This window comes from Pseudomonas sp. TH32 (assembly GCF_016650855.1).
In the GTDB taxonomy this organism is placed as follows: Bacteria; Pseudomonadota; Gammaproteobacteria; order Pseudomonadales; family Pseudomonadaceae; genus Aquipseudomonas.
Genome location: NZ_JAEKFA010000002.1, coordinates 5,477,160 through 5,499,450 on the forward strand (window position 1 = coordinate 5,477,160; position 22,291 = coordinate 5,499,450).

11 protein-coding genes and 1 pseudogene are annotated in these 22,291 nt (G+C 53.8%); 5 read left to right on the top strand and 7 right to left on the bottom strand.

Going from position 1 to position 22,291, the window contains the following annotated elements:
- Positions 1–645: 645 nt before the first annotated feature.
- On the bottom strand, positions 646–1,410 hold the full coding sequence (locus JFV30_RS33765) for a hypothetical protein (protein ID WP_446739867.1): 765 nt from the start codon (positions 1,408–1,410) through the stop codon (positions 646–648).
- A 108-nt stretch (positions 1,411–1,518) separates the two neighbouring features.
- Between JFV30_RS33765 and JFV30_RS28860 the strand changes: the two genes are divergently transcribed.
- From JFV30_RS28860 to JFV30_RS28880, 5 genes are all read left to right on the top strand, one after another.
- Complete coding sequence (locus JFV30_RS28860; RefSeq protein ID WP_201126250.1) at positions 1,519–2,778, top strand: DNA cytosine methyltransferase; 1,260 nt, start codon at positions 1,519–1,521, stop codon at positions 2,776–2,778.
- Positions 2,779–3,255: 477 nt separating this feature from the next.
- Positions 3,256–6,324, top strand: a complete 3,069-nt coding sequence (locus JFV30_RS28865) for a hypothetical protein (RefSeq protein ID WP_201125763.1) — start codon at positions 3,256–3,258, stop codon at positions 6,322–6,324.
- 36 nt (positions 6,325–6,360) lie between these two features.
- Positions 6,361–12,630, top strand: a complete 6,270-nt coding sequence (locus tag JFV30_RS28870) for a DEAD/DEAH box helicase (protein WP_201125764.1) — start codon at positions 6,361–6,363, stop codon at positions 12,628–12,630.
- A gap of 11 nt (positions 12,631–12,641) precedes the next feature.
- The gene (locus JFV30_RS28875) at positions 12,642–14,258 is read left to right on the top strand and encodes an NERD domain-containing protein (RefSeq protein WP_201125765.1); all 1,617 of its coding nucleotides are present in this window, start codon (positions 12,642–12,644) and stop codon (positions 14,256–14,258) included.
- A 65-nt stretch (positions 14,259–14,323) separates the two neighbouring features.
- A protein-coding gene (locus JFV30_RS28880) for an IS3 family transposase (RefSeq protein WP_201125766.1) occupies positions 14,324–15,486 on the top strand; the annotation gives its coding sequence in 2 pieces (ribosomal slippage) (positions 14,324–14,579 and positions 14,579–15,486; 1,164 coding nt in all).
- A gap of 10 nt (positions 15,487–15,496) precedes the next feature.
- On the opposite strand, the pseudogene JFV30_RS28885 reads toward JFV30_RS28880, so the two are convergent.
- From JFV30_RS28885 to atpD, 6 genes and pseudogenes are all read right to left on the bottom strand, one after another.
- Positions 15,497–15,940 (bottom strand): annotated as a pseudogene (locus tag JFV30_RS28885) (TnsA endonuclease N-terminal domain-containing protein); the annotation flags it as partial.
- A gap of 244 nt (positions 15,941–16,184) precedes the next feature.
- Complete coding sequence (gene glmS / locus JFV30_RS28890; RefSeq protein WP_201125767.1) at positions 16,185–18,017, bottom strand: glutamine--fructose-6-phosphate transaminase (isomerizing); 1,833 nt, start codon at positions 18,015–18,017, stop codon at positions 16,185–16,187.
- Positions 18,018–18,027: 10 nt separating this feature from the next.
- Positions 18,028–18,795: a DeoR/GlpR family DNA-binding transcription regulator gene (locus JFV30_RS28895; protein ID WP_177043617.1), complete on the bottom strand. Its 768-nt coding sequence runs from the start codon at positions 18,793–18,795 to the stop codon at positions 18,028–18,030.
- Between the two features lie 138 nt (positions 18,796–18,933).
- Positions 18,934–20,301: a bifunctional UDP-N-acetylglucosamine diphosphorylase/glucosamine-1-phosphate N-acetyltransferase GlmU gene (gene glmU, locus JFV30_RS28900; protein WP_201125768.1), complete on the bottom strand. Its 1,368-nt coding sequence runs from the start codon at positions 20,299–20,301 to the stop codon at positions 18,934–18,936.
- A gap of 115 nt (positions 20,302–20,416) precedes the next feature.
- Positions 20,417–20,842, bottom strand: a complete 426-nt coding sequence (locus tag JFV30_RS28905) for a F0F1 ATP synthase subunit epsilon (RefSeq protein WP_008439541.1) — start codon at positions 20,840–20,842, stop codon at positions 20,417–20,419.
- Positions 20,843–20,886: 44 nt separating this feature from the next.
- Positions 20,887–22,266 carry a F0F1 ATP synthase subunit beta gene (gene atpD, locus JFV30_RS28910; protein WP_003213545.1) on the bottom strand — a complete coding sequence of 460 codons (1,380 nt, stop codon included), beginning with the start codon at positions 22,264–22,266 and terminating at the stop codon, positions 20,887–20,889.
- Between the last annotated feature and the right edge of the window lie 25 nt (positions 22,267–22,291).

Genomic DNA, 22,291 nt, shown 5'->3' on the forward strand with positions numbered 1-22,291 from the left:
AAAACGAAAGGTCCTTTTTTATCCGTTCATTCTCGACCAATAATGCAGAGCCGGCACATCGCGGGCCGGGTCCCAGCGCCATTCCATTTCCTTGACGCGCAGATCTAGCCAACTCAAACAAAGAGGGTGAATGCTATGGCTAGTCGGAATCGTGCAACCGTTGAGCGAATAATCCTACAAGCCCGGATATGGGGATGGAATATGTCATGGTCTTTCAGCATGGCCACGCCTACCGATACCAGGCCAATCGGTCACCATTATTCAGAACATGCTGCGATCAAGCTTTACGGCTCCGTCCGATACCCTGAAGCTTTCAAATACCCAACCCTAGAATGCTACCTACACGTTGATCCATTACTCCTAAGCGACAAGTTGGCTCCTCGCTGCATCGGCTCTATGCGGGCGACTGGCAAAAGGCTCATCGCATATGTCGCCATTAGCAATGACCGCTTCAACAGCTTGGTCATCGCAGCAAGTCGACTTGCTGCCCTAGAGATCAACGCGGAGCCGCTGAGATACCGCAAGGCCAAGGTGATGGGTATCCACCTGAGCACCGAGCTAGAGTCTGATTGGTAATGGTTCTTTTGATCATACGGACGCTAGTGTCCAGTGCTCGCTTACTAGCCCTCCCCAGTGCATCACCGGTCACCTCTTGCTTGGCACATACGGTTCGTCTTGCATCACAAGACCTTCGCTCGAGTCTCGGTTCCTGTAGAAGCAGCAGGCTCTCCTTAGTGGGCATTCTCTACACCTCGGCATCCTTGGCCGACATATAGCTGCCGCGAGATCAAGCATTGCCCAATTGATCTCTATCGGATTTTGCTTAGCCAAGACAAGATACGCAGTGGAGTGTAGAACTTTGTCATGACGGATATCAGCTTTGATAGGGGAAAGACCAAAGTACCTTCGGAGAAGTCGAGCCATACTGGCATCCAACAACGGCTCCCTCCGTCCATGAATAAACAACAAAACAGAATTCGCGACATATTGGCCAACAGCAGGAAGGGCCTCTAGCTGAGGCCGATTATCTGGCCATTGCCCCCCTCGTCTCACCACGTATTGAGCTAGCAACGTCATGGCTAAAGCTCTGCGGCGCCATAAACCTATAGGTTTCAATACCACTTCCAACTCAGATGGATCTGCTAAGGCCAAAGCCCACCAATCAGGGAAGCGAGTAAGAAAACTAGGGCAGAATGCCGCGACCGTTTCCGCGCGCGTTCGCTGCAGCAGAAGCTCTACAACTATCCGCACGTAGTTCGAAGCCTCACTCTGGCGCCATGGAAATTGTCTTTTCGAAATGGCATGCCGACCAAGCAATCGAAGACGAAATCTTGCTACGCGCCCTGTCGATAACCGCATGCACAAGCTAACCATGCATCCTCCAGAACATTCATACCTCCTAAAAATCATAGCCGCTCAAGCACTACTAAAGCAGTCCTGGAACTTAATATGGGGCTGTGCGACAATTCATTGGCACACTAAGTGGCCGAAGGCCATCACTTGACTATGCTAAATGCGATGACAACCCCGAAAAAGCTACGATTTTGCGACGTGTTTGCCGGATGTGGAGGCCTCTCATTGGGCCTCCTTGAGGCTGGACACGAAGGCGTCTTTGCCATAGAGAAGAGCTCTCTAGCTTTTGAAACGCTTCGCTTCAACTTGATCGAAGGAACTAAGTACCAGTTCGCTTGGCCAAAATGGCTTCCAAAGCAGGCCATGACCTGCGAAGACTTACTTTCAGGCTTTTCTGAAAAAGTTGCGGCGCTCCGAGGCCAGATTGATCTCATCGTTGGTGGTCCTCCATGCCAAGGATTTTCAACGGCGGGAAAACGCGACCCCACTGACCCTCGCAACAAAATGACAGAGCAATACCTTGCTCTTGTTGGTTTATTGCAACCTCAATACTTAGTTATTGAGAACGTTGCTGGATTCAACATGCGCTTCGAGACCAAGGGAGGAGTTGCCGAAGATATTGCGAATGCCGGCAAGGCCTCATACGCGAAATATATTGCAGAGAAATTAGATGCTCTCGGATATGACGTCGACTCAGGACTCGTCAATTGCGCAGATTTTGGTGTCCCCCAAACCCGCCATCGCTACTTTATGCTCTGCGAGCGAAAAGGGAATTCTTCTCAACGATCTAACCTGCTAAAAATGGTACAGGAAAGCCGGCGCGATTTTCTAACCGCCAAAGACTTACCCATCACTCGCCATATAACAACACGAGAAGCAATTTCTGACCTTGAAACACATGGGAAAATTCTTGTTTCCAATGAAGACTCTGGAATGTCGAGATTTCTTGAAGCAGAATATACCCCTCACCCAAACCCCAATGCGTTCCAAAAACTTATGAGGCTAAGCTGCGAGAATCGTGCACCGAATAGCCGAAGACTTGCGAGACACAAGGCCGAAACCAGAGAATATTTTAAGCATATTCAGGAAATCTGTCGCCCAGGGTATTCCTTATCACAGGAAGAGCGAGAACAAGTAGGAACTAAAAAGCACGCAACAACAGTTCTCGATCAAGGTAGACCAGCCCCAACAATTACGACCTTGCCTGATGATATCCTCCATTATAGTGAACCAAGAATTCTTACCGTACGTGAAAATGCTCGGCTTCAATCATTCCCAGATTGGTTCGAATTTCAGGGAAAGTATACGACCGGTGGAAAGCAAAGAAAGCAAGAATGCCCCCGCTACACTCAGGTTGGTAACGCCGTCCCACCATTAGTCGGCGAGGCTATTGGTCGGCTGTTAGCCGTCCATAAGCTTTACTAAATCGCAGAGCTCCTTACCGGTACCATTTGAAAATACCGGCCTTCGGGTCGGTGTTACAAAAGCCCGCTACACAACACCTCCCATATCCGCCCGGGAACTGCTCTGTCACCAAAAGAGCTCTTGCTGCACTGCCTGCACAGTATGCATATAGCCTAATCTAAGGGTATGATAGCCATGTGCTGCATACCCTATACAAGCGTCCGCCACACCCAGCAGCCTACATCACTAAACATCTCAAGGGAGCTCCCGATCTTGAGACAGTCTGCTTGTGACTGGCCGGCTGCCCGGACAGGCCAGCTGCTTCCGGACTTCGCAAAACTAACTCTGACAAGAAGCCAAAAGAGTGCTTTAACTATACCCAAACAGGGAGGCTGCTCGGACGTACCAGGCACAAACGACTAAATGCATCGCACCTGACTATACGGAGCTACCTTTCAACTGTTCACTATCTTGCCGCATGAGTGAGAAATCATACGTATGAACGCTAGTGAGGACGGCCTTCTCGAACCCCAGACTGAGATACCCAGCCAATTTGGCCATGTACAGGAGCTGCCAGATTCCAAGAGCAAGCCACTCGACGATAGATTCAGCGAATGGAATCTTCGCTTTCTACATAGCTTCTTCTCCGAGGCATCCAAGGGTGAGGAGGTGTTCCTTAGGGTGGACAAGGAGTTTCTCGACCAAATTGGTCAAGATATCGGTGGTGACGCTGGATTTTTGGACGCAGTTCGTACTGGCCATATCTGGGCCAACCCAGGCGGTAGCCTCGCTCAACGCATACGTGATCTGGTTGAACAACGAAAAGGAGATGCTAATAACCGCAACTACATGGACCCTGGCGCTTTGGATCCTACCTACCTAGGCCTGCATGCCCCTGCATACCTTCCCTACCTTGCCGCTCTGATCAGGAACGATGCGGAGAACCCGAACTCGTATTATGGGGGGCTACAAGCAGATCTTAAACTGCACCATACTTTCGGCCCCAATGAAATGGATCGCGTTGAATCGGCTTGGGCCGATTTGCAGAAGTGGACGGAAAGAAATGCTGGACGGTTCGGCTCCTTTAAACTGAGGAGATTGGGTGGCTATCACCGGATCGGCGTGCCAAGATCCCAAAGCATTTTAAAGCCCCAAGATATAGAAAACCTTGCACAAGCGTTTGTACAGGCACAAATTAGACCTGGCCAAGAATTGTCCGAAGCATCCTTATCGCGGATATTGGACGAGGCGCGTGCGACGAAACGGATTTTCACTGCCGGATTTCAAAAGGCACTCGATATTCCTGATTTCGAACAGCCTATCCTTGCTGCAATCAGCACTGCATATTCCGATTGGGATGGAACATTAACGGATAAAAATAGTAGTTCACATTATTCACCCACTGATTTAAAAGATTTAAAAAGAGTTGGCGTTGGCATTTCTTTAGTGGTGGTGCAGGATGACCCCCTGGAGATTTCCCCTCGCTGGCGTCTGCCTGCTTTAAAAGATACTGGTAAGTTTGTGCTGTCCCACAATGAATTGAAGTGGAATGGATGCTTTTCCGGCACGGAAGGGACAAACTGCACGTCATCTGCCAAGCAAGATGCGGAGTTCTGGAGAATCGCTGAGCAAGCATCTGAAAACGCCCTGCAGTTTAATGTCCAGTACCTTGGTATCGAAGAGTCAGAACCTACAACACTCCAACTTCTATTAAGGCGACATCTGCTCTGGGTTCTGGTTCCGGCGTTTGATTCTGTGACTGGAAACTTAGAGTTGAGAGAGGGTGATCTTCCTGGGAGTGGACAGGCCTTTCTATTGGCCCCGCCCCACAGTTTTGCATCTCTCAAGAGCTACCTCGAACGTGTCAAACCTGATCACAAACTGATATCGGCGGCAGGAATTCCTGATAACTGGTTGTTTGTTAATTTAGTGGCGTGTGACAGTCTTACGCTTGAGCAACGTCTTCTCCCTGATGGGGAGGAATGTGCCCATCCAAAGCCTCGTAGTATCCGTTTTGTTGGTGGAAGGTCGATTCGACGCGGCTACAGTCGCATGTATCTGCCCTACGATCTACCCATGATTGAGTTAGACGCTCCTGAGGGCACGCGCATAACATGCTCTCAAGACATCATTATCCATGAGACGTTCTTACCCACTTATGCGAACACGGGCGAGCAAGCCCAATTGATACCGTTAAGACGATTCGAGATTAGGCTACCTAGTGCAAGAAGTGCATCGTATGTGCTCCACGCAACTGCCAAAAATGGTACCCAACTCGGCCAGGCAAAGTTGAGAGTTGCCGGTCTGGGAGGAGACTTTGTTGATATGGGGCGTCCATTTAGTCTGGACAATCTTGGAATACCGATGACATCAGACGAAGGTTTGTCTGGTGTTTTCCTGCCAGTTATTGAGCAATCAGCCTTCAAGGTCGTTGGTTTTGATTTAAAGCCCGTAGAACTTGGGGCCATCGTTAAACACGACGCTGTCATCATCGATGTTCGGAAAAAATTCCTCGACTCACTCGCCCAGTCAGGTAGTTTTGATTACGGTGTAGCAAGAAATCAATTACAACGACTTATCCGTACTTCTGATGCATTCGGTGATCCCGCATTAATCCTGCTGGACCTTTGTCGGCGCGGTCACCTCGAAATTTCCAGAACGCATAAGGGGCATATAGCTCGAATACATTCGGTTAAGCCCACTTTTTACTCGCTACCTTCCACATCTCACGGCCCTCAAATTTGGGGGGTTGCGGGAACCTTACGTATCTCTCATTGGGAGAATATCGCAAGAGCAGAAAAGGCGTGGTCTACGCACAGCTTGATCACCAATGCGGTTGAATTCGAGTCATGGCGATTGCTCATCATCAATGAATTTGAAGCTAAAAAAACATTAGATCAAATAGGTTTCCAGCTTACACAAACACCTTGCATTTCAATTGCGAATTGGGCTGGCAGTTTGAAGGCATTCACAAACGTAACGCTTCACAACACAATGGAGTCTATTGGAAGCGCTCGAGATAGCGCCATGCGATTCCACGCAGGCCAGGGGCGATTTACAGCCAACCCCTGCGGCAATACAAGCGAGCTTTGGAAGGTGCAGGATCTTGACACAGGAATGGACAACCTGTACGTGCTCGCGGACCAAGGAAGGTACGCCTTCGTCCGCGACTCACGTTGGGGTGTTTGGCTGGCGCTTGACGCATTTGCAAAGTGGGTGAGCATTAGAACAGGCCTTGAGGACCTTCACCCAATACCTATCACGTATGAGCGAAATAATGGGACCGTTTGGCTCCCAGCCAGACTTGGCTTACCAAGTGTTCTTGAACGTGCCCTCGTTCTATGTGCTGGCTATGCCCCGGAGGTTCTTACGCTTCAAAAACAAGAGACGAATGGCCCAGGTAATAGGATCTCACTTTCCTACACAGTAGATGGACCAACAGTCTTTTTCGCCAATCGGTTTTACAACGATATGGCAGAAGGTAAGTGGCTTGCATACCGACATGTCCCTGAGGTGGTTGCTAATCTTATTGCCACCAAACTTGGGGCGGTTCTAGATATTTTCTGATTCGCAGCACACTAATTGAAGCTATAAGGAAAAAGAATGAAAGACCCAGTTGGCGCTTTCGATACTTTCCAGAACGGAATCAAGCGATACATAACCTCAGCATTTCGAACGAACTCCCAAACCTTTGAGGAAGATCGAAAGGAATTACTGGACCTGCCTGGGATTTTGTTTCAAACACCCTATGTTGAACCAATTCCTTCCTACAAGTCAGGTCGAAAACTTACAGAGTTGCTCGAAAGTGACCTCCCTAGCTTAAACGAGGTGGGACGCGATGCGTTCAAAGCGGTTGTCAGTGCTGGGCTATTCAGTGGTGGTCATCCACTCTACCTACATCAGCAAACGATGCTTAGGAAGTCACTGGAAGGCAAGCATTGCGTCGTCGTAACCGGCACAGGTTCAGGCAAGACGGAATCCTTCTTGCTTCCCGCCTTGGCCAATATCGTCCGGGAGGCTACAAGTCCATCCACTCAATGGCAACATCCCTCGAAGACTCCTAGTGAGTGGACCAAGGAAGAACTGCCGAAATGGAATGATACTCGAAAAGAGTTGCGAGGTGAGAAGCGTACGGCGGCAGTTCGGGCACTCGTTCTGTATCCCATGAATGCGCTCGTTGAAGATCAGGTTTCTCGCCTACGCCTCGCACTCGATACAGATGAAGTCCATGCAGCGCTTGACCAATATCTCGCGGGTAATCGAATCCGATTTGGCCGCTACAATGGTTCCACGCCAGTTTCCGGCCATCCTTTCAAGGCCGATGGGAAGCCACATACAGGCAAGCGCTCCGAGCTACGCGAGGATTTGAAGGCAGCAGTCACAGACTATGTCTCAATGTGCCAAAAAATTAAGCATTGCCGTGATGCGGTTGCTGAAGCTGAGGCAGCCAATATCTCGGAAGAGATTGACAAGGCCAGAAAACAACTATCTCAATCATTAGAGGAAGCCAGTTTCATCCGACGTATGTCACCAGACGCGGCGGAAATGTTTCATCGCTGGGAAATGCAGGCAATGCCGCCGGACATCCTCGTCACAAACATCAGCATGTTGTCCATCATGCTAATGCGGCACCCCGATCCCCACATACCCGGTGATCGTGCCGACTCCGACATGTTCGAGGAAACGCGAAAATGGCTTGAAAAAGATCGTCAGAACCACGTATTCCAACTCATCGTAGATGAACTCCACCTGCATCGTAGCTCGGCAGGTACGGAAGTCGCTTATCTAATACGTCTCCTTCTGAACAGACTCGGGCTTGACCCGACAAGCCCTCAGTTACGGATACTCGCATCTAGTGCGTCGCTTGATGGAAGTGATGATGCCACCTACGAATATCTTGGCGGCTTCTTTGGTTATACGAGTGAGGATGCGAAGGCTCGCTTCCATATCGAATCCGGAGAGCACCTCCATACACTGGAAGACGACATCCCCGAATTCAACAATGCCATAGTGGAAGCCTGCCTCAAGGCTGGGGGTACCAATATTCAAGAAGGCGACGACAATGAAACCCTAGAAGTGATTTCTGTCGTTGATCTCCTTGCCGTCGACGAAGTCACCAGCAACAAGTGCATTCTCGCTGGATTCGATACCAACGGGCAGATCCGAGCCAAGCCGATCAATATGCTTTCCGATTACTGGTTCGCTAGCCTTCCCGCTAACAAGCGCCCCATTGCCGCTAGGGGTTTGTTCCGTGCCATTGGTTCCAAGCACGCGAGGGACAAGAGGCTGTCCTTCCCGCGCCTTCGCTTCCATTGGATGGCCAAGAATGTCGAAGGTCTCTGGGCAACCATCGAGTTGCACGACGAAGACCATGATCGACGCAGCGGAATGCTCCTGCCTGACCGGAAGCTCTCCTTGGATGGGCGGCGCGTGCTTGAAGTTCTTTATTGCGAGTGTTGTGGCACGCAGCTTCTATGTGGGAACAGGATTCCGCTAAAGAATGGGCTGGGAATCGAAACACAATTCGAATTAACTTCCCTCGAAACCCAAATCAACGGACTTCCCGAGACTACAGTCGAGACACGCACAGACGCCCAGAGATATAAGGATGTCGGTGTCGTTTGGTTGCGTAACCTTGATTTAGACCCTACTACAATCCCGGACAATCTGAAATGGAAGCACGGTACGATTGAAACTGACTCAAAGGATGGTCGCCCAGGTAAGCCACGAGACAACAAACCCGCAAGTTGGATTACGGCGACCATCGATCCCATTACAGGTCTAGTCACTACTGGGACACAAAAAGGTGGTCAGCCCTGCTATCTCTTTCACGCAGAAATACCAGAGGCAAACCGCCATGAATACTCGGCGATGCCCCAGCGTTGTCCATCGTGTCACATTGACTATTCAGAACGTTATGGCCGTCGTACGCCGATCCGATCGTTTGTGACTGGCTTGGCGCGCATGTCACACTTGTTCTCCAAGCACCTGATGGGAGTCCTGCCTGAGGGAAAGACCCGTAAGCTTGTGGCTTTCTCTGATAGCCGCGAGGCGGCAGCGAATCTTTCTGTTGGCGTGGAAGAAGAGCAATGGATGCTGCTGCTACGCACTTTCATCAATCAAGAGCTGAAGAAACGATCTGATAGCGGCATAGATGTGTTGATGAAGGACGCTCTGCATGCTATTGAATCTGTAGAGGTAGAAAAAGTCCAAGGCATTCGTGAAAGGGTCAAGAATCTATTTGGTCAAACAGATGGATCGCTACAAAGATTCAATTTGTTCGTGCAAGCCGCAAGGGCGGTGGTCGAAGACAAGGAAGGCGCTACAGACGAGCAAGTAGACCAAGTAAAAAGAATACGCGCCCATAAGCATGGGTATGTGCGTGTCGATGACATCATTGCAAAGCCAGGCCCCGATAGACAGTTAAGCCCTCTTTGGCGAGATTTCATCGAGAAGGGAATTAACCCTGGCGGTGCATCCGTCGATAAACGAAAGGTTGGACACAAAGGGAAAGATTGGACGTCTATCTTCAAGACATCTGACGGAAACCTGGTCGCCAAATTAGAAGATGAGGCCAACCTGCATGATATTGAGTCAATTTCCGAGTCGCTGAGAAAGGTTTCGTGGCGAACTCTAGCCGGGCGCCTCTTGTATGACCTTGAGGCGCAAGGGATAGGTCACCTAGCTTTTCCGCCAGACAAGGCTCTTCAGTCGCCAATTGGCATGCCTTCAGAAGTCTTCCGCCTCGCATGCGATAGCATCCTCCGTATCCTCGCTGAGGAAAACCGGCTGGATCCCAATCCATGGAACAGGCCAACCGATGGCTGGAGACACGACCAGCCCACTGGCGCGGCAAACGAAGGAGCTGCGAAGAAGCGCGTCCATGGCTATCTGACGAAAGTGGCTGCGGCCCATAGAATTAACCGTGACGCACTGCATGACTCCATGGTTAATGCCTTCAAGTTGGTGGGGCATGTACAGGGGGACCTTTGGGGCGTGGTCCGGCTGGAAAAACTGTGGACCCGTGTTGTCGGTCCTGAAGACTATCCATGGGTATGCTCGAACTGCGGGCGGGTTCATTGGCATGCATCTGCGGGCGTGTGTTCACGCTGCCTAGGCAAGCTCGAGACACAGCCCAATGGGAAGGCCACGGCCAAGGAAATCGAAGATGAGCACTACTATGCCCACGAGGCGAATGATAAGTCGTCTGCATTTCGCATTCATGCTGAGGAGCTAACCGGCCAAACTCAAGACCAAGCCCAACGCCAAAGGCACTTTCGCGACATCTTTTTCGATGAAGAAACGATTGAAGATATCGGTACGCGCAATGTATTGAGGAATGTAGATTCCATCGATTTCCTGTCGGTCACGACAACGATGGAAGTTGGTGTGGACATCGGTTCGTTGCAGGCTGTGATGCAAGCGAACATGCCCCCGGAGCGCTTTAATTACCAGCAGCGTGTAGGGCGAGCTGGTCGTAAGGGACAGGCTTTTTCAGTGGCCTTCACCTTTTGTCGCGGACAAACTCATGACCGCATTCACTTCGAACACCCCAGCGAAATGACAGGGGGCGTGCCCCCGCAGCCACGACTTGCCATGGGCGACGATCAACGCATATTAGCCGAGCGCCTCATCGCCAAGGACATTTTGAGACAAGCTTTTCGTGCTGCAGGCATTTCATGGGTTGCAACTAGCCAAGATCCTGATACACACGGTGAGATGGGCACCCTTGCCAATGCCGAAGCAAATATTGCGTTGGTCAGGAATTGGATTGCTGTGAATGGAGAAGCCATCAAGAACGTGGCACGAACCATAACCTCAGGCTCTAATGTATCCACCGAGACCCTCATAGAGTATGTGTCACACCTGCCCGAAAAAATGAAGGATGCCGTTGAAGGAAATGAGTTCGTGGCATCCACACTGGCTCACCGCCTCGCTGAGGCGGGTATTTTGCCAATGTTCGGCATGCCAACGAGCGTCCGAGAGCTCTACTTCAAACTTCCCTCTGGAAAAGGTGACGCGGAGCGCGATGCAAAGTCTCTCGACAGGCCTGCAGACCAAGCCATCGCGGACTTCGCTCCAGGCTCGGAGCGCACATGGGACAAGCGACGGCTAACCCCACTGTACGTTACAGGACCACTGTTCAATGATCCTCGTGTTGGTCGCTGGAAAGCCTCAGGGGCCCCCATAGGAGCGGCGTATGTGCACATACGCTGCGGAGCATGTAGGCAACTTCATGTAGAGCGCATTTCTATAACCGCCATGAGGACTCACGCAAGTGAATCAGGGTTGTGGAATCCAAGCTGGCTTCAGAACCCTCCTCTGAGCGTTATTTGCCCAAATTGTGGGGCACAAGACGCGAAGCCTTACATGGCCGTAGCTCCGCGTGCATTTGCAACTGACATGGATACTACTAAGCCAGCTCTTGGAGGCGGCGAGAATAGGGGGCGTTCGGGCTCAACAGACATCTCCAGCCCCCGACTCAGCGCTGAGGGTTTCAAACAAGTCTGCAATACACAGGTCAAGCTAGAGCGGCAAGCTCCCGTATTTCGTACCAATACCAACCGTAGTGAATACTTTGGCTTTAAAGAGGTTGGTAGTATTCAGGAAGGCGGGAGTAAATGGATTCATGCTGAGGGCGAATCCATCTGGCGATCAGAAGACGAAAACCCGGATTTTAAGGTTGCACTTACTTCACCCAAGACCACGGATATCCTTGCAATACGCATGCTCGATGGTAATGGCTTGAAATACTTCGAAAGCAAGGACGAGGCTAGCCTAACAAGACGCCGCGCCGCTTGGTATTCTGCCGCGACCATCTTGCAGCGTGCCATCGCTCTAGAATTAGATGTTGATTCGATGGATGTAGAGATCGCATCTGTCCACGCGGTCACCGACCTTGGCGGTGGGGAGATGTACCTTGCCGACGCCCATCCGAACGGTGCGGGAATCGTAGATTCGGCAATGTCTCAATGGGAATCCATCCTACGAGGGAGCTTGTTTGGGGAGGGTGACACCCCGCGAATGGGCAATATGATCCGTGAAGAGATTGATCTCTCAAAAACGAAAGGCAACGAGTGGCGCAGCCCGGACCTCCTACTCCGGGGTTTCCGTAACCGTCAAGTTCATGGTCTTCTTGATTGGGAGCTAGGCATCGACTTGTTGGCCTCCATGCTAGATGCTAACTACAAACCTGGGTTAGATACCGTGGCTGCCAACAAGGTCCTGCCCATTGGAACAGAGGGCAAATGGGACGTTCGCGCAGCTAGGCTTGTCGATGCATGGACTAAGAATGGATTTCCTGCAGAATCTATCATCCACGATGGTAACGTTCATGGATGGGCAACTGATGGAGTTCTCAACGTAGTCGTCCATCCTCTGTGGGATGGCTATGCCAGCGAACGAAACGCGATTGGTGACGCACATCATCTCGCTGCCAAACAAGGCCTTGGCCGGATCCGGCGCATCGATTCCTTCAACTTGTCCCGTCGCATGATCTGGGTCCGCGCTAACCTACAAAACGACCAGATGTTTGTCGTCGAAGACGTTGATCCCAATTCCACGCCGGGAGCACTGAGCAAGACGCAACTAAGCTCGCAGTACGATGTAACTGCGAAGGCTCTTACCAGCCTTCCGGATGACACCACTTTTTCTTTTGCCGGCAGAAACTGGCGGAAAGTTGGCCCGCGCAAGATCAGCCAGCTCAGTGATGGCGAGGAATGGCTAGCAGTTACTCATGGGGGGGAACTCTTGCCTGTCACCGCGTACTTCAAACGGAGTATGGCTACCCCAAGGCTCCGCACCCGCGACGGTTTCATCCGGAGCGAAGAAGCCGAAAAATTTCGGTTTGTTGCGCTGCTTACCAATTCTTAGGACGGAAACCGATGCCAAGGATCATTGGAAATCTTCCAGCAGACCGCTGGGAGAACGAAGTGCTAAAAGCACTCAAGAGCCAGTTACCAGACAATTGGGTCGTCATGCCTAGTGTTAAATGGACGCTTGCGAAGAACGGCTACGTCCGTGATGGAGAAGCAGACTTCGTCGTTCTCGCACCAGACTCAGGTCTTGTTGTCCTTGAGGTGAAGGGTTCCAAGGAGTTCAAGGTGGACGAGGATGGGAAGTGGAAGCGAAAGCAAGACGATGAGACGTGGGTCTTGCTAAAGGAATCCCCACCCGAACAAGCCATGCGGAATATGCACGATCTGCTTGGTGTCCTGTTGGAAAGAAACAAATGGAAGGAGTTTCCGGGACGATTCTCCTACATCGTTGTGTATCCCCAAGGAGAGGCACGCAGCCTTCCGGCTATGTTCGATGAGTCCACCATCGGAACTCGCCGTCATATGAGCCAGTTAGTGTCCCGGCTTCGAAATTCACTGGAAAAGCGTGGAGGGACGGGACGTGCCGCGCAGTTCACTCCACAAGTCGTTGAGTCTGTGATCAATGACCTCAAGAACAGACAATTCCAGATCCAGAAAGTGGATACGGACGAGGACGTTGTCAGCGACATGGGGAAAATCGAGCAACTGACTCGACAGCAGTTCGCTAGCCTGAAAGGCTTATTCCAGCTTCCAAGCGTTGCAGTTATAGGCCCTGCGGGGTCAGGGAAAACTGTTCTGGCTATGTGGAGACTGCACGCTTTAGTCGAACAAGGTCTACGGTGTATATACGTTTGCTATAACCGCACGCTCGCCAACATCTTGCGTCTTCGCAATCCAGACCACACCGAGTTCATCTGGAACGTTGATCGGTTGTTCCTTGAACTTTGCCCGGATTCGCGCCACAGGTTTGGCCAAGACGATTTCCATCGGGAGGTTCTGCCGAGCCTGGTCATGGACAGATCGGATGAAGTAGTCAAATACGATGCCATCATCGTTGATGAAGGCCAAGACTTCTCGGAAGAACAGATCATCGCACTACTCGAGCTCCTTTCTAACGAAGGAGGATGGGCATTCTTCGCCGACTGGAAACAGGATTTGTACAGTGCCGGAAAAGGTGTCCCGATCGGCGCAGAAGTGATTTTCCATCTCCACTACAATTGCCGGAATACGGTGAAGATCAACGACGCATCAAATCGCTACTTAAATACAAAAGTTGAATCAATGACCGGCATGCCGGTTGGTGTTTCGCCAATGGTCGAATCGACTAGCGATCAGGTGAAACGCGCTTGGGAGATTGCGAAACAATGGAGTGGAGAAGGCCCAGTGGCGATACTGAGTCCATTCAAGCTTGAAAATTCCGCTATGAAAGGCCAGAAGTCTGGGCACGGACTTAGTCTAAGTACAGATATTGAAGATCTAGGAAAGAAGGATACAGTTTTCTTCTCTACTATCAAATCATTCAAGGGTATCGAGGCCACATCAGTCATTGTTGTTGACGTAGGCATCCCAGGTGAGCATATTGCGTTCACAGATGAAGACCTCTATGTCGCTTGTACACGCGCAACCACAAGGCTGGCCCTTCTTTCTTCGAAGAAAGAAGTAGTCAATTATTATAATAATTGACTGTAGTGGTCTAATGAAACCGGACACCCTTTTAGGCGAGAATACTCGCCAGATCGAGGTGTCAGATGACCAAACAACGCCGTTCCTTTTCTGCTGAATTCAAACGCGAGGCTGCCGACCTCGTGCTCAAGCAAAACTACAGCTACATCGAAGCCAGCCGTTCACTCGGCGTCGGCGAGTCGGCCCTGCGCCGCTGGGTCGATCAGGTTCAGCAGGAGCGCCAAGGCGTCACTCCGCAGAGCAAAGCGCTGACCCCAGAACAGCAGAAAATCCAGGAGCTGGAAGCCCGGATCGCCCGCCTCGAACGGGAAAAATCGATATTAAAAAAGGCTACCGCGCTCTTGATGTCGGAAGATCACGAGCGTACGCGCTGATCAATCAGCTGAGCGTCCATGAGCCGGTTGATTGGCTGTGCAAGGTGTTTGAAGTCACTCGTTCGTGCTACTACCCCCAGCGCCTTAGGCGCCGTACGCCCGATGTTGAACGGTTTCGGTTGCGCAGCCGGGTGAGCGAGTTGTTCACGCAAAGTCGTAGCGCTGCCGGCAGCCGCAGCATCTTGTCTCTGATGCTTGAAGACGGTGAGCAGCTCGGCCGGTTCAAAGTGCGTAGCTTGATGCGCGAGCTTGATTTAGTCAGTAAACAACCCGGATCACATGCCTACAAACGAGCGACGGTGGAGCGACTCGATATCCCGAACATCTTGAATCGGGAGTTCGATGTGCCGGCCCCCAACCAGGTGTGGTGCGGCGACATCACCTACATTTGGGCCCAGGGGAAATGGCATTACCTGGCTGTCGTGCTGGATCTTTGCACGCGCCGGGTGGTGGGCTGGGCGTTGTCGGAAAAGCCGGACGCCGATCTGGTTATCAAGGCGCTGGATATGGCTTACGAGCAACGAGGAAGACCTCAGGGCCTGCTGTTTCACTCAGATCAAGGGTCGCAGTATGCAAGTCGTTTATTCCGTCAGCGATTGTGGCGTTATCGCATTCGCCAGAGCATGAGTCGCCGGGGGAATTGCTGGGATAACGCACCAATGGAGCGCGTGTTCCGCAGCTTGAAAACGGAATGGATACCGACCACGGGTTACAGAACGACTCAAGAGGCTCAGCGCGATATCAGCCAGTTCTTGATGCATCGGTACAACTGGGTTCGACCCCATCAATTCAACGGCGGACTGGCGCCAGCTCGCGCCGAACAAAAACTTAGCGTCGTGTCCGGGATTAGTTGACCACTACATTTCGATACTTTAAAGAACGCGCTGCCAGCCTCTCTCTGCCCGCAGAATCTATGAAAGTGATAAGGAAGTCTGTGGTCATTACAACAGGGACCTGAGTACCAGGGTACACAGGATGACGGTAGTTCAGGCTCGAAGCGATCGCCTGGGTTTCAGCTTGTGTTAATAACGGAAACTGCTCGCGAACGTCGATGATGGAGGAATCTTGCTCAAGGATCAGGTGATAGTCACGCTCAGCATTGGAAAGCAGATGATGGCTGCGATGGCACTTCACTCCCGGAACAAGGTGGGAAACGCCCCTCGATTGTATATCCCAAATCTTGATCCAGGGTTCATAGGATTCCCTAACGCCTGATCCACGACCTGATTTGATTTTTCTATCGATTTTTTGCTGGGTCACCAGTCTGGAGGCAGCAGGTTTTCTTGGTGCGGCGGGCGCAGATGTCATTTCACGAGTCGCTCATCTTTAGGCGACCCACTCGATTAGAACGGCACAGGAGGGGTGTGGCGTGGGAATTCAGGAGCGGGTTCAGCCAGGACAGCAGTCACAGTGGCGCAGTAGATAGTGATCCAATATTCCGCAGCCTGCTACTACCCCGGCGAAATCGCCGGGGTAGAGCCTTGTGACAACCTTTATTCTTTTGTGACAATATTTATTCTTTGGAAACAGGTTTTGCTGGTTCCGGTAAGGCTTACTCCACCGTCACCGACTTCGCCAGGTTGCGCGGCTGGTCAACGTCGGTGCCCTTCAGCACCGCCACATAGTACGACAGCAACTGCAGCGGGATGGTGTAGAGGATCGGCGACAGGGTGTCGTGGATGTGCGGCATGTTGATGACGTGGGTGCCTTCGCCATTGGTCATGCCGGCCTTTTCATCGGCGAACACGATCAATTGGCCGCCACGGGCGCGCACTTCCTGCAGGTTGGACTTGAGCTTCTCCAGCAGTTCGTTGTTCGGCGCGACGGTAACGACTGGCATGTCGTCATCCACCAGGGCCAACGGGCCGTGCTTGAGCTCACCGGCCGGGTAGGCTTCGGCGTGGATGTAGGAGATTTCCTTGAGCTTGAGGGATCCTTCCATCGCCACCGGGTATTGCGCGCCACGGCCGAGGAACAGGGTGTGGTGTTTGTCGGCGAACAACTCGGCGACTTTTTCCACGGTGCTGTCCATGGCCAGCGCTTCGCCCAGGCGGGCCGGCAGGCGGCGCAGTTCTTCTACCAGCTTGGCTTCGACGCCGTCTTCCAGCGTGCCGCGCACCTGGCCCAGGGACAGGGTCAGCAGCAACAGGCCCACCAACTGGGTGGTGAAGGCTTTGGTGGACGCCACGCCGATTTCGCGGCCGGCCTGAGTCAGCAGAGTCAGGTCGGACTCGCGCACCAGGGAACTGATGCCGACGTTGCAGATTGCCAGGCTGCCGAGGAAGCCCAGTTCCTTGGCATTGCGCAGGGCGGCCAGGGTGTCGGCGGTTTCGCCGGACTGAGAGATGGTCACGAACAGGGTGTCGGGCTGCACCACCACCTTGCGGTAGCGGAATTCGCTGGCGACTTCGACCTGGCACGGGATGCCGGCCAGTTCTTCGAGCCAGTAACGGGCGACCATGCCGGCGTGGTAGCTGGTGCCGCAGGCGACGATTTGCACGTTGCGCACTTTGGCGAACAGCTCGGCGGCTTGCGGGCCGAAGGCTTGCACCAATACCTGGTTCTGGCTCAGGCGACCTTCCAGGGTGCGTTGCACCACGGCCGGTTGCTCGTGGATTTCCTTGAGCATGAAGTGGCGGAATTCGCCCTTGTCGGCAGCTTCGGCACCGTCGCGGTACTGCACGGCTTCACGTTCAACGGACTTGCCGTTGACGTCCCAGATCGACACGCTTTCGCGGCGGATCTCGGCGATGTCGCCTTCTTCCAGGTACATGAAGCGGTCAGTCACCTGGCGCAGGGCCAGTTGGTCGGAGGCCAGGAAGTTCTCGCCCAGGCCCAGGCCGATCACCAATGGGCTGCCACTGCGGGCGGCGACCAGGCGGTCAGGCTGGCTCGCGCTGATCACGGCCAGGCCGTAGGCGCCGTGCAGTTCCTTGACCGTGGCCTTGAGGGCGTTGGTCAGGTCGCCGAGGTCCTTGAGCTTGTGGTTCAGCAGGTGGGCGATGACTTCGGTGTCGGTGTCCGAAGTGAAGACGTAGCCCAGGCCTTTCAGTTGATCGCGCAGCACTTCGTGGTTTTCGATGATGCCGTTGTGGACAACAGCCAGGTCACCGGAGAAGTGTGGGTGAGCGTTGCGTTCGCACGGTGCACCGTGGGTGGCCCAACGGGTGTGGGCGATACCCAGGCGGCCGATCAGCGGCTCACCGGCCAGCGCTTGTTCCAGCTCGCTGACCTTGCCCGGGCGACGTACGCGCTCCAGCTTGCCGGCGTTGGTGAAGAGCGCCACACCGGCGCTGTCGTAGCCGCGGTATTCCAGGCGTTTGAGGCCTTCGAGCAAAATGGCGGTGACGTTTCGTTCAGCGACTGCGCCAACAATTCCACACATGGTTTCTCTCCTAGATGACTGCCGCGCAAATCAGCGTGATGCCGCGGGCTTGAATCTGGTCGCGGGCCTCAAGCGGCAGGCGATCATCGGTAATAAGGGTATGGACGCTGCTCCAGGGCAGTTCCAGGTTGGGGATCTTGCGGCCAATCTTGTCGGACTCGACCATCACCACCACTTCGCGGGCGACCTCGGCCATGACGCGGCTCAGCCCCAGCAATTCGTTGAAGGTGGTGGTACCGCGCTCCAGGTCGATGCCATCGGCGCCAATGAAGAGCTGATCGAAATCGTAGGAACGCAGCACTTGCTCGGCAACCTGGCCCTGGAACGAGTCCGAATGCGGGTCCCAGGTGCCGCCGGTCATCAACAGTACCGGCTCGTGTTCCAGTTCGCTCAACGCGCTGGCCACGTGCAGGGAGTTGGTCATCACCACCAGGCCGGGCTGATGGCCCAGTTCGGGGATCATGGCGGCGGTGGTGCTGCCGCTGTCGATGATGATGCGGGCGTGTTCGCGCAAACGCCGGACGGCCGCACGGGCGATAGCGCGCTTGTAGACCGAAATGGGCTGGGCCGGGTCACCAACCAGTTCCTGGGGCATGGTGATGGCGCCGCCATAGCGACGCAGCAACAGGCCGTTACTTTCGAGGGCCGCCAAGTCCTTGCGGATGGTCACTTCCGAGGTTTCGAAACGCTTGGCCAGTTCGTCCACACTGACTTCACCTTGCTCGGTGAGCATGGCGAGGATGTTGTGGCGACGTTGGGGTGTATTTCGTTTCGACATGGTGATGATAAGTTTCGTTTCGAAAGATAACGAAGGCAATCAAAACCTATTGGCTGAGGATCGTCAAGCGGGGGACGTAAAAAAACCTGTTGGGGCCGCATGGATGGCACCAACAGGTTTATTGAGGCTGTGGATAACTCAAGTCTTTTTGATTTTGACCGGGCGCTTCCAGCCGTCGATGTTGCGCTGACGGGCGCGGGCCACCGCCAGTTGGGACTTATCCACATCCTGGTTGATGGTGGAGCCTGCCGCTGTGTTTGAACCATCACCAATGGTGACGGGTGCAATCAACGAGTTGTTGGAGCCGATAAACACGTCTTCGCCAATGGTCGTCTGGTACTTGTTGGCGCCATCGTAGTTACAGGTAATAGCGCCGGCGCCGATGTTGGTGCGCGCACCAATCACCGCATCACCGAGGTAGGCCAGGTGCCCGGCCTTGGCGTCATCGCCCATCTGTGCGTTCTTCAGTTCTACAAAGTTACCCACATGGGCCCGAGCCCCCAGCACGCTGCCCGGACGCAGACGCGCGAATGGACCCGCGTCACTGCCCTCGCCCATCACTGCGCCGTCGATATGGCTGTTGGCCTTGATCACCACGCCTTTGCGCAGGGTGCTGTCCTTGATCACGCAGTTCGGACCGATGACCACGCCATCTTCAATGACCACACGGCCTTCGAGGATCACGTTGATATCGATCAGCACGTCGCGGCCCACAGTGACATCACCCCGCACGTCGAAACGTGCCGGATCACGAAGCGTCACGCCCAACGCCATCAGGCGGCGGCCTTCACGCAGTTGATAGTGGCGCTCCAGCTCGGCCAGTTGCTTGCGGTCGTTGGCGCCCTGCACTTCCATCGGGTCGTGGGGCTGCTCGGTGGCGACCACGAGGCCATCGCTCACGGCCATCTCGATGACGTCGGTCAGGTAGTACTCGCCCTGGGCGTTGTTGTTGGACAGGCGGCTCATCCAGTCAGCCAGGCGATCGGCCGGCACGGCTAGGATCCCGGTGTTGCCTTCGGTGATGGCACGCTGGGCTTCGCTGGCATCCTTATGCTCGACGATGGCGGCGACCTTGCCGTCAGCGTTGCGCACGATGCGGCCGTAGCCGGTCGGGTCGTCCAGCTCAACAGTGAGCAGGCCCATCTGGCCAGGCACGACGTGTTTGAGCAGGCGCTGCAAGGTTTCCACTTCGATCAGCGGCACGTCACCGTAGAGGATCAGCACGGTTTCGGCCTGGATGAACGGCACGGCTTGCGCAGTGGCGTGGCCGGTACCCAATTGCTTGTCCTGCAATACGAAATTCAAGTCGTCCGCCGCCAGCCGCTCACGCACCACGTCGGCTCCGTGGCCAATCACCACATGAATGCGCTGTGGATCAAGCTGCCGGGCGCTGTGGATAACATGGCCAAGCATCGAGTTGCCGGCAACCGGGTGCAGCACCTTGGGCAGGGCCGAGCGCATGCGGGTGCCCTGGCCTGCGGCAAGAATTACGATTTCGAGAGACATGAATGGCTACCAATCCTGGGCGGTCAGACTTCAGACCAAAGAAGTGTTTCGCAAAAAAAGAAAAAGGGTAGCCGAGGCTACCCTTTTCAATCAATCACACATGAGGCTTGACGGCTTAGCCGCCAAACTTCTTGCGGATCTGCTGGACGGTGCGCAGCTGAGCTGCGGCCTCGGCCAGACGTGCAGCAGCAGAACCGTAGTCGAAATCTGCGCCTTTTTCGTTCAGGGCCTTCTCGGCAGCCTTGACGGCTTCCTGAGCGGAGGCTTCATCCAGGTCGGCAGCACGTTGCACGGTGTCGGCAAGTACCTTGACCATGTTCGGCTGAACCTCGAGGAAACCACCGGAGATGTAAAACACCTCCCTTTCCCCGCCCAGCTTGGTCAGAGTGATCGGACCAGGCTTCAAGGATGTAATCAATGGCGCGTGGCCAAAGTTAATACCCAGGTCGCCCAGTTCGCCGTGTGCAATCACACTCTCGATCTGACCGGAGAAGATTTCCCCTTCCGCGCTGACGATATCGCAATGGAATGTCATAGCCATCTGCTTGCCTCAACCTGATTAGCGCCCGTTACCGGGCGCCGGAATTACAGTTTCTTGGCTTTCTCGATCGCTTCTTCGATGCCGCCGACCATGTAGAACGCTTGTTCTGGCAGGTGGTCGTAGTCACCGTTGAGGATGCCTTTGAAGCCAGCAATGGTGTCTTTCAGGGAAACGTATTTACCCGAGGCACCGGTGAAGACTTCAGCCACGAAGAACGGCTGCGACAAGAAGCGCTGGATCTTACGAGCGCGGGATACCAACTGCTTGTCGGTTTCCGACAGCTCGTCCATACCCAGGATCGCAATGATGTCCTTCAGTTCTTTGTAACGCTGCAGAACGTACTGGACGCCGCGAGCGGTGTCGTAGTGTTCCTGGCCGATGACGTTCGGGTCCAGCTGGCGCGAAGTCGAGTCCAGTGGATCGACCGCTGGGTAGATACCCAGGGAAGCGATGTCACGGGACAGTACGACGGTGGCGTCCAAGTGGGCGAACGTGGTCGCTGGCGACGGGTCAGTCAAGTCATCCGCAGGTACGTATACCGCTTGGATCGAGGTGATCGAACCGTTTTTGGTCGAAGTGATACGCTCTTGCAGAGTACCCATCTCTTCGGCCAGGGTCGGCTGGTAACCTACTGCGGAAGGCATACGGCCCAGCAGTGCGGATACTTCAGTACCGGCCAGGGTGTAACGATAGATGTTGTCGACGAACAGCAGAACGTCGTTACCTTCGTCACGGAACTTCTCGGCCATGGTCAGGCCGGTCAGTGCTACGCGCAGACGGTTACCCGGCGGCTCGTTCATCTGACCGTAAACCAGTGCCACTTTGTCCAGAACGTTGGAATCCTTCATCTCGTGGTAGAAGTCGTTACCCTCACGAGTACGCTCACCCACACCGGCGAACACGGAATAACCGCTGTGCTCGATGGCGATGTTACGGATCAGTTCCATCATGTTTACGGTTTTGCCTACACCGGCACCACCGAACAGACCGACTTTACCGCCCTTGGCGAACGGGCAAACCAGGTCGATAACCTTGATGCCGGTTTCCAGCAGGTCGTTGCCGCCCGCTTGTTCCGCGAAGGAAGGCGCAGGACGGTGAATGCCCCAGCGCTCTTCGGTGTCGATTGGACCGGCTTCGTCGATCGGGTTACCGAGGACGTCCATGATCCGGCCCAGGGTCGCTTTACCGACGGGTACGGAGATGGCTGCGCCAGAGTCAGTGACTTCCAGACCGCGCTTCAAGCCTTCGGTGGAACCCATTGCAATGGTACGAACCACGCCGTCGCCCAGCTGCTGCTGAACTTCCAGGGTGGTGCCTGCATCGCTTTTGACTTTCAAAGCGTTGTAGATGCTCGGTACGCTGTCGCGTGGGAATTCCACGTCGATAACGGCGCCGATGATTTGAACGATACGTCCGCTACTCATAGCTGGATCCTCTGAATATTTGAAC

Coding starts and splice junctions, on each gene's coding strand:
- JFV30_RS33765 (WP_446739867.1), bottom strand. CDS start 1,410: ATGATTTTTAGGAGGTATGAATGTTCTGGAGGATGCATGGTTAGCTTG.
- JFV30_RS28860 (WP_201126250.1), top strand. CDS start 1,519: ATGACAACCCCGAAAAAGCTACGATTTTGCGACGTGTTTGCCGGATGT.
- JFV30_RS28865 (WP_201125763.1), top strand. CDS start 3,256: ATGAACGCTAGTGAGGACGGCCTTCTCGAACCCCAGACTGAGATACCC.
- JFV30_RS28870 (WP_201125764.1), top strand. CDS start 6,361: ATGAAAGACCCAGTTGGCGCTTTCGATACTTTCCAGAACGGAATCAAG.
- JFV30_RS28875 (WP_201125765.1), top strand. CDS start 12,642: ATGCCAAGGATCATTGGAAATCTTCCAGCAGACCGCTGGGAGAACGAA.
- glmS (WP_201125767.1), bottom strand. CDS start 18,017: ATGTGTGGAATTGTTGGCGCAGTCGCTGAACGAAACGTCACCGCCATT.
- JFV30_RS28895 (WP_177043617.1), bottom strand. CDS start 18,795: ATGTCGAAACGAAATACACCCCAACGTCGCCACAACATCCTCGCCATG.
- glmU (WP_201125768.1), bottom strand. CDS start 20,301: ATGTCTCTCGAAATCGTAATTCTTGCCGCAGGCCAGGGCACCCGCATG.
- JFV30_RS28905 (WP_008439541.1), bottom strand. CDS start 20,842: ATGGCTATGACATTCCATTGCGATATCGTCAGCGCGGAAGGGGAAATC.
- atpD (WP_003213545.1), bottom strand. CDS start 22,266: ATGAGTAGCGGACGTATCGTTCAAATCATCGGCGCCGTTATCGACGTG.